Origin of the sequence: Colwellia sp. MB3u-8 (assembly GCF_014076985.1) — a bacterium.
In the GTDB taxonomy this organism is placed as follows: Bacteria; Pseudomonadota; Gammaproteobacteria; order Enterobacterales; family Alteromonadaceae; genus Cognaticolwellia.
In genome coordinates this window covers 231,402-245,492 of sequence record NZ_JACGVA010000073.1, presented here as the reverse complement: position 1 = coordinate 245,492, position 14,091 = coordinate 231,402, and the positions used below count along the sequence as shown (strand labels likewise).

Annotated in this window: 12 protein-coding genes; 8 read left to right on the top strand and 4 right to left on the bottom strand. The window is 40.0% G+C overall.

Translation table 11 applies throughout. The features are described from left to right. Positions 1-124: 124 nt before the first annotated feature. Positions 125-2,299 carry a TonB-dependent receptor domain-containing protein gene (locus tag H4J54_RS18010; protein WP_182192331.1) on the top strand — a complete coding sequence of 725 codons (2,175 nt, stop codon included), beginning with the start codon at positions 125-127 and terminating at the stop codon, positions 2,297-2,299. A 182-nt stretch (positions 2,300-2,481) separates the two neighbouring features. Here the strand turns inward: H4J54_RS18010 and H4J54_RS18005 are convergent, their stop codons facing one another. Beyond that, positions 2,482-3,015 carry a TlpA disulfide reductase family protein gene (locus H4J54_RS18005; protein ID WP_310650125.1) on the bottom strand — a complete coding sequence of 178 codons (534 nt, stop codon included), beginning with the start codon at positions 3,013-3,015 and terminating at the stop codon, positions 2,482-2,484. Positions 3,016-3,165: 150 nt separating this feature from the next. Between H4J54_RS18005 and H4J54_RS18000 the strand changes: the two genes are divergently transcribed. Continuing rightward, positions 3,166-3,651 carry a hypothetical protein gene (locus tag H4J54_RS18000; RefSeq protein WP_182192330.1) on the top strand — a complete coding sequence of 162 codons (486 nt, stop codon included), beginning with the start codon at positions 3,166-3,168 and terminating at the stop codon, positions 3,649-3,651. Between the two features lie 17 nt (positions 3,652-3,668). On the opposite strand, the gene H4J54_RS17995 is transcribed toward H4J54_RS18000, so the two are convergent. Then, a complete protein-coding gene (locus H4J54_RS17995) occupies positions 3,669-4,031 on the bottom strand; it encodes a hypothetical protein (protein ID WP_182192329.1) in 363 nt (120 codons plus the stop codon). A gap of 305 nt (positions 4,032-4,336) precedes the next feature. Between H4J54_RS17995 and ompR the strand changes: the two genes are divergently transcribed. Both ompR and envZ read left to right on the top strand, forming a co-directional pair. Beyond that, positions 4,337-5,062, top strand: a complete 726-nt coding sequence (ompR, locus tag H4J54_RS17990; protein ID WP_182192328.1) for a two-component system response regulator OmpR — start codon at positions 4,337-4,339, stop codon at positions 5,060-5,062. Between the two features lie 44 nt (positions 5,063-5,106). Beyond that, a complete protein-coding gene (gene envZ, locus H4J54_RS17985) occupies positions 5,107-6,402 on the top strand; it encodes a two-component system sensor histidine kinase EnvZ (protein WP_182192327.1) in 1,296 nt (431 codons plus the stop codon). Positions 6,403-6,520: 118 nt separating this feature from the next. Here envZ and pckA read toward each other — a convergent pair whose 3' ends face one another. Together pckA and H4J54_RS17975 are read right to left on the bottom strand one after the other, a co-directional pair. Beyond that, on the bottom strand, positions 6,521-8,131 hold the full coding sequence (gene pckA / locus H4J54_RS17980; RefSeq protein WP_182192326.1) for a phosphoenolpyruvate carboxykinase (ATP): 1,611 nt from the start codon (positions 8,129-8,131) through the stop codon (positions 6,521-6,523). Positions 8,132-8,591: 460 nt separating this feature from the next. After that, the gene (locus tag H4J54_RS17975) at positions 8,592-11,183 is read right to left on the bottom strand and encodes a penicillin-binding protein 1A (protein WP_310650124.1); all 2,592 of its coding nucleotides are present in this window, start codon (positions 11,181-11,183) and stop codon (positions 8,592-8,594) included. A gap of 131 nt (positions 11,184-11,314) precedes the next feature. Here H4J54_RS17975 and H4J54_RS17970 point away from each other — a divergent pair, with 131 nt between their 5' ends. The 4 genes from H4J54_RS17970 to H4J54_RS17955 are packed head-to-tail and all read left to right on the top strand — an operon-like array spanning position 11,315 to position 14,089. Beyond that, complete coding sequence (locus tag H4J54_RS17970; protein ID WP_182192325.1) at positions 11,315-12,394, top strand: pilus assembly protein PilM; 1,080 nt, start codon at positions 11,315-11,317, stop codon at positions 12,392-12,394. After that, positions 12,382-12,960: a PilN domain-containing protein gene (locus H4J54_RS17965; protein ID WP_182192324.1), complete on the top strand. Its 579-nt coding sequence runs from the start codon at positions 12,382-12,384 to the stop codon at positions 12,958-12,960. Before H4J54_RS17970 ends, H4J54_RS17965 begins: the two co-directional genes overlap by 13 nt. Further along, a complete protein-coding gene (locus H4J54_RS17960) occupies positions 12,960-13,565 on the top strand; it encodes a type 4a pilus biogenesis protein PilO (RefSeq protein WP_182192323.1) in 606 nt (201 codons plus the stop codon). Before H4J54_RS17965 ends, H4J54_RS17960 begins: the two co-directional genes overlap by 1 nt. Further along, on the top strand, positions 13,565-14,089 hold the full coding sequence (locus H4J54_RS17955) for a pilus assembly protein PilP (protein ID WP_182192322.1): 525 nt from the start codon (positions 13,565-13,567) through the stop codon (positions 14,087-14,089). The genes H4J54_RS17960 and H4J54_RS17955 overlap by 1 nt, the downstream gene beginning before the upstream one ends. The last annotated feature ends 2 nt before the right edge of the window (positions 14,090-14,091 follow it).

The following is a 14,091-nucleotide window of genomic DNA, read 5'->3' as shown; positions in this document are numbered from 1 at the left end:
ATCTGGCGCGTAAGTACCTTATATCAATTAACAATGATAAATAATACAAATGATATTGATTCCTATTCAACTGTGTGGTTAAATGCGTGCAATTCAAATTATTGTTTCTTTTATAGGCTTAGCTATGCGAATTTCTTCTCTTTTTCAACCCGCGTTGATCGCTTTATCTGTGGTTAGTGTTATTTTAAATATGGCCGTTGCCGATGATGATATGGAGCATTTAACTATTTTTGGTAGTGGCCAAACGGTTAACGATGTACCTGGCAGTGCTCATATGATTTCTCAGGCAGAATTAGAGAAATTCGACTTTACCGATATTATGCGTACCTTAACCACGGTGCCAGGTGTTTATGTTTTAGAAGAAGATGGTTACGGTTTACGTCCAAATATAGGTATGCGTGGTACTGGCCAAAACCGCAGTGAAAAAGTAACTATTATGGAAGATGGTGTTTTAGCCGCACCTGCACCGTATTCAGCACCTGCAGCCTACTACTTTCCAACGGCAGGTCGTATGCAACAAATTGAAGTGCTAAAAGGTACCTCAAGTGCTATGTATGGTCCGCGTACTACAGGTGGTGTAATTAATATGCTATCTCGCACTATCCCTAAAGAAGCGCTAGCAGGGCAGGTTAATTTAAGTGCTGGTGAAGACGGTTTTGCTAAAGCCCATGCCTATATCGGTGGCGCAGGTAAAAATGTTTCGTCAGTGGTTGAAATATTTCGTTATCAAGCGGATGGTTTCAAAGAAGTCAATCATACCGGCGATGATACCGGCTTTGTCAAAAACGACATCATGGCAAAAATGATGATTAACAGTGATAGCGATGCGAAATACTATCAAGAATTAGAATTTAAATTAAAATATTCAGATGAAAATTCAGATGAAACCTATATGGGTTTAACTGACGCTGATTTTAAAACTACCCCTTATTCTCGCTATTCTGCCTCGCAGCTAGATAATATGGATACTGAGCATAAACAGTGGCAAATTAACCACCATATTAAGTTGTCTGATCGCTTTAACTTAGGCACATCAGCTTATTACAATGAATTTAGCCGTAACTGGTATAAAACCAGTAAAGTCAACGGTAAGAGCCTAAGTGATGGTGCTATTGACGATGCTGCTGCGTTTGATAATGGTAGCTTTAGCGATGATGAAATTAGTGTTGATGTCAAAGCCAACAGCCGTGCCTATCAATCAAAAGGCCTTCAAACCGTGTTAAATGCTGACTTTGGCGCACACCAAGTCAAATTTGGTGCTCGCTATCACGAAGATGAAATGGACCGTTTTCAATGGGTTGACAACTACACACTCGACACGAGTTATGAAATGAGCTTAATTAATGCCGGTATCCAAGGGTCGGATTCTAATCGTATTGATTTGGCAGAGGCGATTGCCTTATTTGTCCATGATGAGCTTACTGTCGGTGATTTCATTATCAATGCTGGCTTACGTTATGAAGATATGACCATCTCACGTAAAGACTGGGCGAAAGGGGTTATTGATAGAAATGCACCTTTAACTAAAGATGTTAGCAACGATACTCAGGTGTTGTTGCCTTCGTTAGCAGTAACTTACCGTGTTAATCATGATTTAATTATTATTGGCGGTATACAAAAAGGTTTTGCGCCACCAGCCCCTGGCAATGATAAAACAGAAAATGAAGAAAGTATTAACTATGAATTAGGTTTTCGTTACAACCAGCAAGCATTTAACGGCGAAGCCTTGGTCTTTTATTCTGATTACGAAAATATGCATGGCAACTGTACCGCGAGCCAAGGTTGTGATGAAGATAATGTTGGCAATCAATATAATGCCGGTGCAGTAAAAGTTTCAGGTTTAGAAGTTAAAACCGGTTATGAGTTTGCTGCTGGTGCATTGAGCATTCCGGTTGACTTAACTTATACCTTTACGACAACAGAGTTTCAAAACGCTTTTCAATCAGGTTTAGATACTTGGGGCAATGTTTTAACGGGTGACGAATTACCTTACGTACCTGAAAACCAGTTGCAATTGACTGTTGGCGTGGTTGGTGAGCAATGGCGTAGTGATATTTTAGTGCGTTATGTTGATGAAATGCGCACTACCGCAGGCCAAGGGGCAATTGCTGCCGAACAGTCCATTAACAGCCGCACTGTTGTTGATATGGCGGCTCATTATAATCTTGCTGATAACCAAGAGATCACCTTAAATATTGATAATTTACTTGATAAGCAATATATCGCGACACGTACACATGGCTCGATTATGGCAGGTAAACCACGCAGTTTAACCTTAGGTTACAAGTACAGCTTTTAAGTTACTGCTATCCTAGTTTTAAAAGCGAGCCACTGAGCTCGCTTTTTGCTTGCGGTTAGATTGTTAGGATTTAGTTTGCACTAGGCTTAGGTGATTAATAAACTAGCGCAAATAGTGGATTATGATCTGTTGAGTGATACCAAGCGGACTAATTGTCGCTAAGTGGTTAATCATAAATTCAATTAATCTAGGCTAGTTAATAGCGCTTTAATTTCTTGTTCATAAGCTGCTTTCTTTTCTTCATTAAAGCCCACGTGCGCGCTGACTATTTGGCCTTGTCGGTTAATAATGAAACTGCTGGGCATACCCTTTAATTGATACTTTTTTGCAATGTTGCCTTTAGGGTCGTAAATAACCGGGAAATTAGCCGGTATTTGCGCTAAAAATTCATCAGCTAATACTCGGCTGTGATCTAGATTAATGCTGAGAATGATTAAGCCTTGTGTTTGATACTGTGCGGCTAAGTTATTCATCCACGGGAATGACTTTCGACAAGGAATGCACCATGAGGCCCAAAAATCAACGTAGATAACCTTGCCTTTTGCCTTGTTAAGCTGCTGATCTAATAACTCAGTAGTACTGAGGTCAGTACTTAGGTTAGTACTTAGGTTAGTATTTGAATTAACACTGACATTAACATCATCAAATGCCAACAGTGGACTAGAGAAAGTTAGTAATGTGATGAAAAAAAAGCCTATTTTAAAATTTTGTCTCACGATATAGTCAACATTATTAGCATCTATTTTAGCTAGTTAACCACGTTAAGCCAGATTAGAAAAGTGTCGCTATTATTTAATGCGCTGCGCAATGGCGACATTGATACGTTTTCAATAGTCGAGTGAAGTCGACAAGTTATGGAATACCTTATGAACATCAATGTATTAAGTCAGAAAAATAAAGCTTTTTTCTTTATTAGCCTGCTGGTGAGTACACCGCTGCAAGCGGCGCAGAGCCAAACACTTGAGATGAACCTATGGTTAAAGGCACGTTTTGGCGCGCAACATCAGGCACTTATTCCTATTGTTGCGGTGGCAGATATGCTTTATAGCTGCCAGCAGCAAAAGAGAAAAACTGACAGTTTAACGATTAAAGCCTTAATTACCCAATTAGATAAAAATACTTTGGCTGAACAACTTATCACTTGTTTGGCGGGTGAGTCGGCCAAGTCGGATACAGCATTAAATTATGGTTTGAAGGCCTGTTTTTATGAGCAATTTAGTCACTTATCTTTAGCAGAAAAGCAGCAGAAAATGGCGGTAGTTACTCAAACTATCGCTACGCTTTCAAGAAGTGAGCGACAAAAAAGCTTTACACAATGTGTTACTGATCAAGCAATTCACTATTTGCGCTAGTGAGGGGGCTAATAGGCTTATCGTGGTGGTTTTTTACCATCAATAAATGAGCTGGGTAGTATTTCGACGCCAACCCAGCGGCCAATTTTTATCATCAGAGGTATAGTAATAGGGGCAAAGGGCAGAATAGCAACAACGCCAACGCCAAGGCCTTTTAAAATATCAATAAATTGCTGGTTGGCCATGCGCATTTCTTCAGCACTTGCATCACGCTTGGTGTAGCGCTTATAAATACTTAGCATGGCTCTTGTTTCTACTTTTTCTTGAGCTAAAGCTATTTTTATTTTAACCATACTGCGCTTAAGCTGGACGATATTACGCCTTTTACTGATGCGTAAAACACGAAGCGGTACTTTGTGAAAATGGAGCCAAATTCTCATTTGAGTATTCTCCCACAATAACTAGCCAAAGTAAGTAATTCAATTAAGGATATCTGGGCCTTAGCACTGTTACTCAGTAGCAGGGCAGCTCACTCATTAAGTTGCTACTCGCTTTGCCTTAATAGGAAGTATTATGGTCAATTGTTTATTTAAATGATAAAATTTACATAATTTACACTTAATATGAACTATATTGCAACATAAGTTGTGGCAAATGCTACAAAGTTGAGAAAGCACAGGTTTTATATTTCAAGTAAGATGATTTATAGCCGAGCTTTATTAAAATAAAAAATGGAATCAGTATAATGGGATATGAAACACCGAAAATTTTGGTAGTTGATGATGATATGCGTTTACGTGCCTTACTAGAACGCTATTTAGTTGAACAAGGATTTGTTGTTCGAAGTGCGGCAAACTCAGAGCAAATGGATAGATTGCTCGAGCGTGAAAACTTTCATCTGTTAGTACTCGACTTAATGTTGCCAGGCGAAGATGGCTTATCTATTTGTCGCCGCTTACGTCAAAACTGTAATGATATCCCTATTGTGATGTTAACAGCCAAAGGTGATGAAATAGACCGTATTATTGGCTTGGAGCTTGGCGCAGATGACTATATGCCAAAACCTTTTAATCCACGTGAATTATCAGCCCGTATCAAAGCGGTTTTACGCCGCCGAGTTCAAGAAGCTCCTGGTGCGCCTTCACAAGAAGAAAATGTTATTGCCTTTGGTGACTATAAGCTTAATCTTGCTACTCGCGAAATGCTTAAAGGCGATGTTAATATGCCACTAACCAGTGGAGAATTTGCAGTATTAAAGGCGCTGATCACCCATCCTAGAGAGCCCTTGTCACGTGATAAGTTAATGAACTTAGCGCGTGGCAGAGACTATTCTGCTTTAGAGCGTAGTATTGATGTGCAAGTATCCCGCTTGCGTCGTATGTTAGAAGAAGACCCAGCAAAGCCACGTTATATTCAAACCGTTTGGGGCCTAGGATATGTATTTGTTCCCGAAGGAAGATCTGTGGTATAAATCTGTTAAAATGCATTGAAAACAACACTACTTAGTAGAAGTCTATGAAAATATTACCGCGCAGTGCCTTTGGTCAAACGGTACTCTTAATTGGTGTGTTGTTGTTAATAAATCAAGTCGTGTCATTTATATCGATGTCGATATATATTATTCAACCCAATGCGCAACAGGTTAATCAGTTACTGGCAAAGCAGGTGCGTGTTGTATTTATCGATATTGCTGATGAAGCCATAAGTCCCGCTATGGGAGAGGCGTTTCAGCGAGAAACTGGTATTGGTGTTTATCGTGAAGCTGCTGCCATGAAATTAGGTCTACAAGAGGCGGTATATTACGCTTTTCGTTCTGATGAAATGTCTAGCTTATTAGGTGGTCCAGCCGAAGTGAGAATTTCCCAAGGTGATGAATATCTATTTTGGATTCGTCCACCCCAAGCCCCTGAATACTGGGTTAAAATTCCAATTAATGGCTTAAGAGAAGAAAGCTTTTCACCGCTTATTTTTGTGCTAATGATTTTAGGTATTTTGAGTGTAATGGGGGGGTGGTTATTTGTGCGGCAACTTAATCGTCCGTTAGCTGCATTACAACATGCGGCTCATGATGTGGGCTGCGGCGACTTTCCTGAGCCATTAACGGAAATAGGTACCACTGAAATTGTTGCAGTAACTCGGGCTTTTAATCATATGTCTAAGGGTATTAAGCAACTAGAAGATGACCGAAATTTATTGATGGCAGGTATATCTCATGATTTACGCACACCCTTAACCCGCATTCGTTTAGCCACTGAAATGATTGCTGCAGATGAATTTTTAAAAGCCGGTATTGAAGGTGATATTCAAGACATGAACACCATCATAGATCAGTTCATTGATTACATTCGCCATGATAGTAAAGACAAAGTTGAGTTGGGAGATATTAATCTCTTGATCGACGAAGTAGTGCAGTCTGAAAGTATTCTAGAGCGAGAAATTATTATTAATGCCCAGCCGCTACCTAAAGTTCCATTGCGTTATGTTGCTATGAAGCGGGTATTGGCAAATTTAATTCAAAATGCTCTACGCTATTCTGACGGCAAGACTATGGTCACTAGCACATTCGATAAAGATAGACAGGAGGTTTGTTTTTGTGTTTCTGATGAAGGGCCAGGTATTGCTGATGTGGATATCGAGCGCTTATTTCAGCCCTTTACGCAAGGTGATGAAGCCAGAGGAACGGGTGGCAGTGGCTTAGGTTTAGCTATTATTAAACGTATTGTCGATTCCCATGGTGGCCGAGTGGAATTGTCTAATCGAGTAGCAGGGGGGTTAACCGCGAAAGTTTGCTTACCTATTAGCCACGGCTAATCACATCTTGTAATACTTAATGGTATTTATGGCATTAGCACAATAGCAGGCACTAAAAAGCCGTCGTAGTTACGACGGCTTTTTAGTTTATTTTTAGTTTAGTGCGGTACTAGTTTAATTATAGTTTAGGGCCTGCTGCTACTAACGATTTACCGTTGTCAGTATCAGTAAACTTATCAAAATTGTTAACAAAGCGAGTCGCTAAATTTATGGCTTTATCCTGCCATTGTGCTGGCTCAGCATAAGTATTACGTGGGTCTAAAATACCATCATCAACACCGGCAATGCTGGTTGGAATATCTAAATTGAATAAGGGTAAAACTTGTGTTTCTGCATTATCAATTGAGCCATCAAGAATCGCATCTATAATAGCGCGAGTATCTTTAATGGAAATACGTTTGCCGGTGCCATTCCAACCTGTGTTAACCAAATAGGCTTCAGCACCAACCGCTTGCATACGATTACGTAACACTTCAGCGTATTGCGTTGGGTGTAGACTTAAAAACGCGGCGCCAAAACAACTTGAGAAGGTTGGTGTCGGCTCTGTTATACCACGTTCAGTACCAGCAAGTTTCGCGGTGAAACCCGACAAGAAGTAATATTCTGTTTGTGCAGGGGTTAATTTAGCCACTGGAGGTAAAACACCAAAAGCATCAGCGGTTAAGAAAATAACTTTTTTCGCATGACCCGCACGAGAGACAGGTTTAACGATATTATCAATATGATGAATGGGGTAAGAGACACGGGTGTTTTCAGTTTTTGAATTATCGTCAAAATCAATCGTGCCCTTTTCGTCAACCGTGACGTTTTCTAGTAAAGCGTCACGACGAATAGCATTATAAATGTCAGGTTCATTCTCTTTGCTTAAGTTGATGGTTTTTGCATAGCAACCGCCTTCAAAGTTAAAGACACCATTTTCATCCCAGCCATGTTCGTCATCACCAATCAGTTGGCGTTTAGGATCAGTTGATAATGTGGTTTTACCGGTACCAGAAAGACCGAAGAAAATCGCCGTGTCACCATCTTCACCCACGTTAGCACTACAATGCATTGAAGCTATGCCTTTTAGCGGTAAAAAGTAGTTCATCATTGAGAACATACCTTTTTTCATTTCGCCGCCGTACCAAGTACCACCAATAAGTTGCACTTTTTCAGTTAAGTTAAAGGCAACAAAATTTTCTGAATTTAAGCCTTGTGCTTGCCAATTTGGATTGGTGGTTTTTGCGCCATTCATAACAATAAAGTCAGGTTCGTAATGTGCTAATTCTGCATCAGTGGGGCGAATGAACATGTTTTTTACAAAATGTGCTTGCCAAGCCACCTCAGTAATAAAACGCACTTTTAAGCGGGTGGCATCATCTGCGCCACAAAAGGTATCAACAACAAATAAACGTTTGCCGGATAACTGTTCTGTGACTAGACTTTTTAGGCTAGTCCAAGTCTCTTGAGTCATTGGTTTGTTGTCATTTTTACCTTGATCTGACCACCAAACGGTATCACGGGTTGTATCATCACGAACAATATATTTATCTTTAGGTGAGCGACCCGTAAAAATGCCGGTATCAACTGAAACAGCGCCGAGTTCGGTAACCACACCTTTATCAAAACCACTGAGATCGGATCTTGTTTCCTCAGCAAAGAGTAACTCATAAGATGGATTGTAAACTATCTCAGCAACATTACTGATGCCGTATGAAGATAAATCGATTGAGTTTTCTAAAGCTGCCATTGCGAATTCGCTCCTAAAGGTATGACGATTTTTAAATAATTAGTTTCGGTGTTCCGAGTTTGGAGGCCAATTTTAGGCGATCAATGAACAAAACGAAAGTTTTTTTTCTTTCGTTGTGAAAGTTTTCATACTAACTTTCATTATTTTTTAAGCAAAGATATTTATGATGAACAAAAATTAATGAAAAGCTTATGGATTAATCCAGCAAAATTTTCATTTATATACAATAAAAACAATTAGTTATGAATATATGTTTGTTGACTGATTGGTCAGAAAGATATCATTGAATGGGTGTTATAAAAGTAATATAAAATTTAAAAATGTTCTAAAAAATGGCGAATAAAAACAGGATTTTCATCCGCATACTTTCCTAACGAAACTTTTAGTGGGGATTATTGATATTTTCACAAAAAAATATAGGGCTGTAACAGACAGTTCGAAAGCTCAAGACAAGTTATGCTTAATCGAATATTCCTTCTTCACTGACTTTATCTGAACCCCCGTCGAGGATTTGACTGCTAATGTCTTTGCTAATAAATTCAGTGGGTGCTGTGCCTAATTCAAAATACTCAAAGCGACTCGATTTGTCTGTTTTTGTGGTTAATTTTCCTGACACTTTGTCTATTCGCACCGACATTAACGCTTCGGGTTGTTCAAAAGGCTCAATAGGAAGTTCTGCAAGTGCCACTTTCATAAAGTCGATCCAAACGGGTTGAGCTGACTTAGCGCCGAACTCTTTACCTGTCGTTTGTTCTTTACCTAAGTTGCTATTATAGGTTGTTTGGCCGAGCTTACTACTGGGATTGTCAAAACCTATCCAGGATGTTGTCACTAATCGGCGACTGTAACCCGAGAACCAAGCGTCTTTTGCTTGATTGGTCGTACCTGTTTTGCCTGCAATATCTCTGCGTTTCAGTACTCGTGCACGAAAGCCAGTGCCTTGCCAAAAAGGTTTCACATTCCAGTCAGCACCCCAAATTGCCGAGTGAAGTGCTTCGGTCATTAAAAAGGCATTTTGAGCACTAATAACACGCTTGGCTTTATTGATAGTTTTTGCGGCTAGTTTATTACCTTCAGCAACAGTCAATGGCTCATCTTCAACCATGTTAGTGATGTCAGCCTTGTTGTCAAAAATATCAATCTCTGTGGCTATAGTCTCCTCGCAACGATCACAGGCAATAGCTGGGTTGGCTTGAAATAATACCTTACCGAAGGAGTCTTCAATGCGTTCAATTAAGTAGGGCTCAATTAAAAACCCGCCATTGGCAAATGTGGCAAAGCCAGTAGCCACTTCCAAGGGTGTCAAAGACGCTGACCCGAGTGCTAAAGACTCGTTACGCGGTAAATCGTCAGGATCAAAACCAAAAGAGGCTAAATAGGGAATAATTTTATTTAAGCCAACATCTCGAAGCAAGCGCACAGCGATAACGTTTTTAGATTGTGCCAATGCTAAACGAAGTCGGATTTCGCCGTTATAAACCGGTGGCGAGTTTTTAGGGCGCCAGACCACGCCTGAGCTTTTATCCCACTGGTTAATGGGTGCGTCATTGACTATCGATGCCAACGTATAGCCGCTGTCTAATGCTGCTGAGTATATAAAAGGCTTAATGTTAGAGCCTACTTGTCGTTTTGCTTGGGTAACACGGTTGAATTGGCTATGCTCAAAACTAAAGCCACCCACGGCCGCTTTTATCGCGCCATTATCTGTTGCGAGCGAGATAAGTGCTGAACTGACATCGGGCAATTGGCTTAAGCGGTAGCCAGATTCTGTTGCCGAAACCATAATAATATCACCCAGTGTCAATATATCACCGGCTGTGGTTGGTGGCGGTGCTTGCTTATCATCATTGATATAAGCTCGCGCCCACGATAGACCATGCCAATCAATGTCTACCTCAGAGCCATCTTGAAGTTTCACTTGTGCAGCACGATCAAATGTTGCCGTAACAACCGCGGGTACCAGTGAGTGATAGCTCGACATCGAAGCAAGTGCTTGTATAACTTCTTCGTCACTTATTGGCGCACTTGCGATTTTGTTTGAGTCATCTGTGCTAATAGTTTGAGCTTGGTTATCAAGGGGGCGTAAGCTGCTAATAGGGCCGCGATAACCATGGCGTTGGTCATAAGCTAAAATATTATTCACCACCGCTTGTTGAGCGGCATATTGCAAAGTTGAGGTTACGGTAGTAAATACTTTATAACCACCCGTGTAGGCAGTTTCTTTACCGAAACGGTCGATCATTTCTTGATGGGCCATTTCGGCAATATAAGGCGCGCTTAATTCAATTTCCGCACCATGTTTAATGGCGGTAATAGGTGCCTTATTGGCGACTGACATTTCTTCGGCACTAATATAGCCAGCGCTATACATGCGTTGTAATACTACGGTTCGGCGCTGCATTGCTCGATCAGGTCGGCTAATAGGATTCATGGTTGAGGGCGCTTTTGGTAAACCGGCTAATACGGCAATTTGCGCTAAAGTCAGTTCTTTAGTTTCTTTACCATAATAGACCTGTGCGGCGGCACCAAAACCGAAAGAGCGATGGCCTAAGGCAATCTTATTCATATAGAGTGTAAGAATTTCATCTTTTGTTAACAGGCTTTCAATATGGAAAGAAATAAATATTTCGCGAATTTTTCGGACATAGGTTTGTTCACGGCTGAGAAAAAAGTTTCGTGCTACCTGCATAGTGATGGTACTTGCACCCCCTTTGTTTTGTCCGGTGAGTTGACCTAGGATAGCTCGAGCCATACCGATAGGGTCAACGCCAAAATGAAGATAAAAGCGGTCGTCTTCAGTAGCTAAAATCGCATTGATTAACTGTTGTGGCATTTCCTCTAAGGTAAGGGGAATACGTTTCTTTTCACCAAATTGGGAAATAAGTTTGCCGTCAGCGCTAAAAATTTGCATTGGCGTTTGCCATTGCAAATCTTTCAGTGATTCAACACTGGGTAAATTTGAACGCATCGACAAGTAAATTCCGGCCAGTGCCAGCATGCCAATAAAGACCAATATAGCACCCGTTTTTAACAGGTTTCTTATAGAAAACACAAAAAAAAGCTCGATAAAATTTATAAAATAGGAATTATACTACTAGTATATCCTGTAAAGACATGTGATAAATGAGTTTATGCCAATTTTTTATCTAATATTATAAAAATAAAATGTTCTAGAAGGATGCTATGTTAAGTCGTTTATGGAAAAAAAAGCCCGCTTTAATGGTTGGAATTGACATTGGTTCTCACTCTATCAAAGCTGTTTTACTGAACCAAAATGATAACGGATATGTTTTAGAAGCTGTCGCTATTGAGCCGATGCCAAGAGGGGCAATTGTTGATAGAGAAATTCAAGACATTGATGCTGTTGGAAAAGTGATAGCAAAAATACGAAGAAAAATTTCGTCATCTGTACGACAAGCCGCGTCTGCAGTATCTGGACAAACGGTTATCACAAAAATAATTTACATGGATGTAGCCTTAACGGAACAAGAATTGGCTAGCCAGATAGAAATTGAAGCTGATAGTTTAATTCCCTACCCCCTTGATGAAGTCAGCTTAGACTTTGAATCGCTTGATATTAATGAATCAGACCCGAGCAAAATGAATGTTTTACTTAGTGCAGCGCGAACAGAGTCTGTTGAAGCAAGAGTTGCCGCATTAGAAGCCGGTGGCTTTAAAACTAAAGTTATTGATGTTGAGTCTTACGCTATCAGTCGCGCCTATGATTTAATTTTAAGTCAATTACCTGACGATGCAGCTGATAAAATTATTGCTACCGTAGATTTGGGCGCGACAATGACCCTGTTTTCGGTCACTGAATCAGGTACTCATATTTATAGTCGTGATCAACTGTTTGGCGGTGAACAATATACTCGTTCGATTGTTTCCTATTATAATAAGTCCTTTGAAGAAGCAGAGTTAGCGAAATTAAGCGATGATCTGCCACCCAACTACACCTTTGAAGTTTTAGCGCCTTTTCACACCATATTAGTGCAGCAAATTCGTCGTGCAATTCAAATGTTTCTTACCACCAGTGGTAAAGAAAAAATTGATTACCTGGTTATCTCAGGTGGTAGTGCTTTAGTGGAAGGTGTTAAGCAACTATTGTCAGAAGAATTGGGTATTCATACTGTCATAGCTAACCCCTTTGCCGGCATGGAAGTTTCGAGCACTATTAATCAAGCAGTGTTAGCTAAAACAGGACCGCGCTATATGGTGGCAGCTGGATTAGCATTAAGGAGTTTTTCCCCGTGGCATATATAAACCTACTACCATGGCGTGAAGAAGCTGAAAAAGCTCGGCAACGAGAATATTTTACGATGTTAACCCTAGTTGCCGTAGTGGCATTACTCATCGTATTTTCAGTAAATCAGTTTTATCAAATGCATATTGATGGGCAAAATGCTCGTAATCAATTTTTACAAAATGAAATTCAACTACTGGATTTACGCATTGCAAAAATAAAGTCGCTTAATGAAAAGAAAAAAGAGCTTAAAAAACGCACCAGTGTTGTTGAGCAACTGCAACGTAGTCGCAATGTTGTGACCCAAGTGCTAGACGAAATAGCAAAAGTAGTCCCCAATGGCATTTATCTCATACGTCTAGAAAAACAGGATAATAGCTTAAATATTATCGGTAAAAGTGAGTCTAATAATCATCTAGCCAACATGATTAGAGAAATTGAGCGTTCTGATTTATTTGAAGACGCGATACTTGAATCTATCACTTCTAACGAGGCAAAAAGTAAATTATTAAGTGATTTTAAAATGCGCGTTCGAATTAAAGGTTTGATTAATTCGGACGAATCGATTGAGCAAGGAGCACCATAATGAATTTTGATTCATCGGAATTTATGGCGCAATTTGAAGGCTTAGAGCTTGATAATATTGGACAATGGCCAAAAGCCGCCAAAATAGTTTTATCAATATTTTTAGTAGTTTTAGTCTTAAGTTTGGGTTATGTGTTAATGATCAGCGATCAAATTAAACAACTTGAACGTGTGACAGCACAAGAGCTTACCCTGAAGCAAGAATACCAAGCTAAATATCATGTAGCGGCTAATTTAGAAGTATTCGAACAACAAATGATTGAAGCGGAAGCTATGTTTGCTAAGCAACTAAAAAGCTTACCAGAAAGCCATGAAACCCCTGGCCTGCTAGATGACATTACCTTTGTCGGTACTACTACAGGACTTGATTTTGTTAAATTAAATTGGCAGCCGGAAATAGAACAAGAAATTTATGTCGAATTACCCATAGATATTGAAGTGTTGGGCTCTTATCATGAGTTTGGTGAATTTGTCAGTCGAATTGCTGGCTTACCGCGAATAGTTACCCTACATAATTTTGATATTAATTTGCATAAACAAGCTTCAGGAGATTTAACGTTAAAGTTGCAAGCTAAAACCTACCGTTATCGGGAGGCAGATGAATAATGAAAAAGTTTATTATATTAAGTGTTGTTTTATTAACCGGCTGTTATAGCAATACGGACGATTTGCAACAACACATTGCCGATGTCCAAGCGAGCACCACTAGTACAATAGAGTCGATGCCAAAAGTTAAAGTTTTTGGTCACTTTGATTATTCTGCAAATGTACTTCGTAGCCCGTTTGACGAGCCAAAACCTGAAGCTATTCAAGAAAAAATTCAACAAATGTCAGGGTGTTTAAGTCCAGATCCACGTCGAAGAAAGCAGCCTTTGGAGAAGTTTTCATTAAGTGATTTAGTGATGCGTGGCACCTTAGGAGAATTAGGTGTTACTTGGGCATTACTCGAAGCGTCTGACAATACCTTGCACCGGGTTGCTGTGGGTAGTTATGTTGGCTTATATCATGGGCGAATTACCACAGTAAGCCAAGATCATGTAAAAGTAGTAGAGTTAATCCCAGATGGAGCAGGTTGCTGGGTGGAACGTGAGACTGTAGTTACCATGACACAGGCCAGTGCAGAGGGGTAAAG

Excerpts from the sequence above, each read along its gene's own strand:
- ompR (WP_182192328.1), top strand. The coding sequence starts at position 4,337 with ATGGGATATGAAACACCGAAAATTTTGGTAGTTGATGATGATATGCGT.
- H4J54_RS17995 (WP_182192329.1), bottom strand. The coding sequence starts at position 4,031 with ATGAGAATTTGGCTCCATTTTCACAAAGTACCGCTTCGTGTTTTACGC.
- H4J54_RS17960 (WP_182192323.1), top strand. The coding sequence starts at position 12,960 with ATGAATTTTGATTCATCGGAATTTATGGCGCAATTTGAAGGCTTAGAG.
- H4J54_RS18000 (WP_182192330.1), top strand. The coding sequence starts at position 3,166 with ATGAACATCAATGTATTAAGTCAGAAAAATAAAGCTTTTTTCTTTATT.
- H4J54_RS17970 (WP_182192325.1), top strand. The coding sequence starts at position 11,315 with ATGTTAAGTCGTTTATGGAAAAAAAAGCCCGCTTTAATGGTTGGAATT.
- H4J54_RS18010 (WP_182192331.1), top strand. The coding sequence starts at position 125 with ATGCGAATTTCTTCTCTTTTTCAACCCGCGTTGATCGCTTTATCTGTG.
- envZ (WP_182192327.1), top strand. The coding sequence starts at position 5,107 with ATGAAAATATTACCGCGCAGTGCCTTTGGTCAAACGGTACTCTTAATT.
- H4J54_RS17955 (WP_182192322.1), top strand. The coding sequence starts at position 13,565 with ATGAAAAAGTTTATTATATTAAGTGTTGTTTTATTAACCGGCTGTTAT.
- pckA (WP_182192326.1), bottom strand. The coding sequence starts at position 8,131 with ATGGCAGCTTTAGAAAACTCAATCGATTTATCTTCATACGGCATCAGT.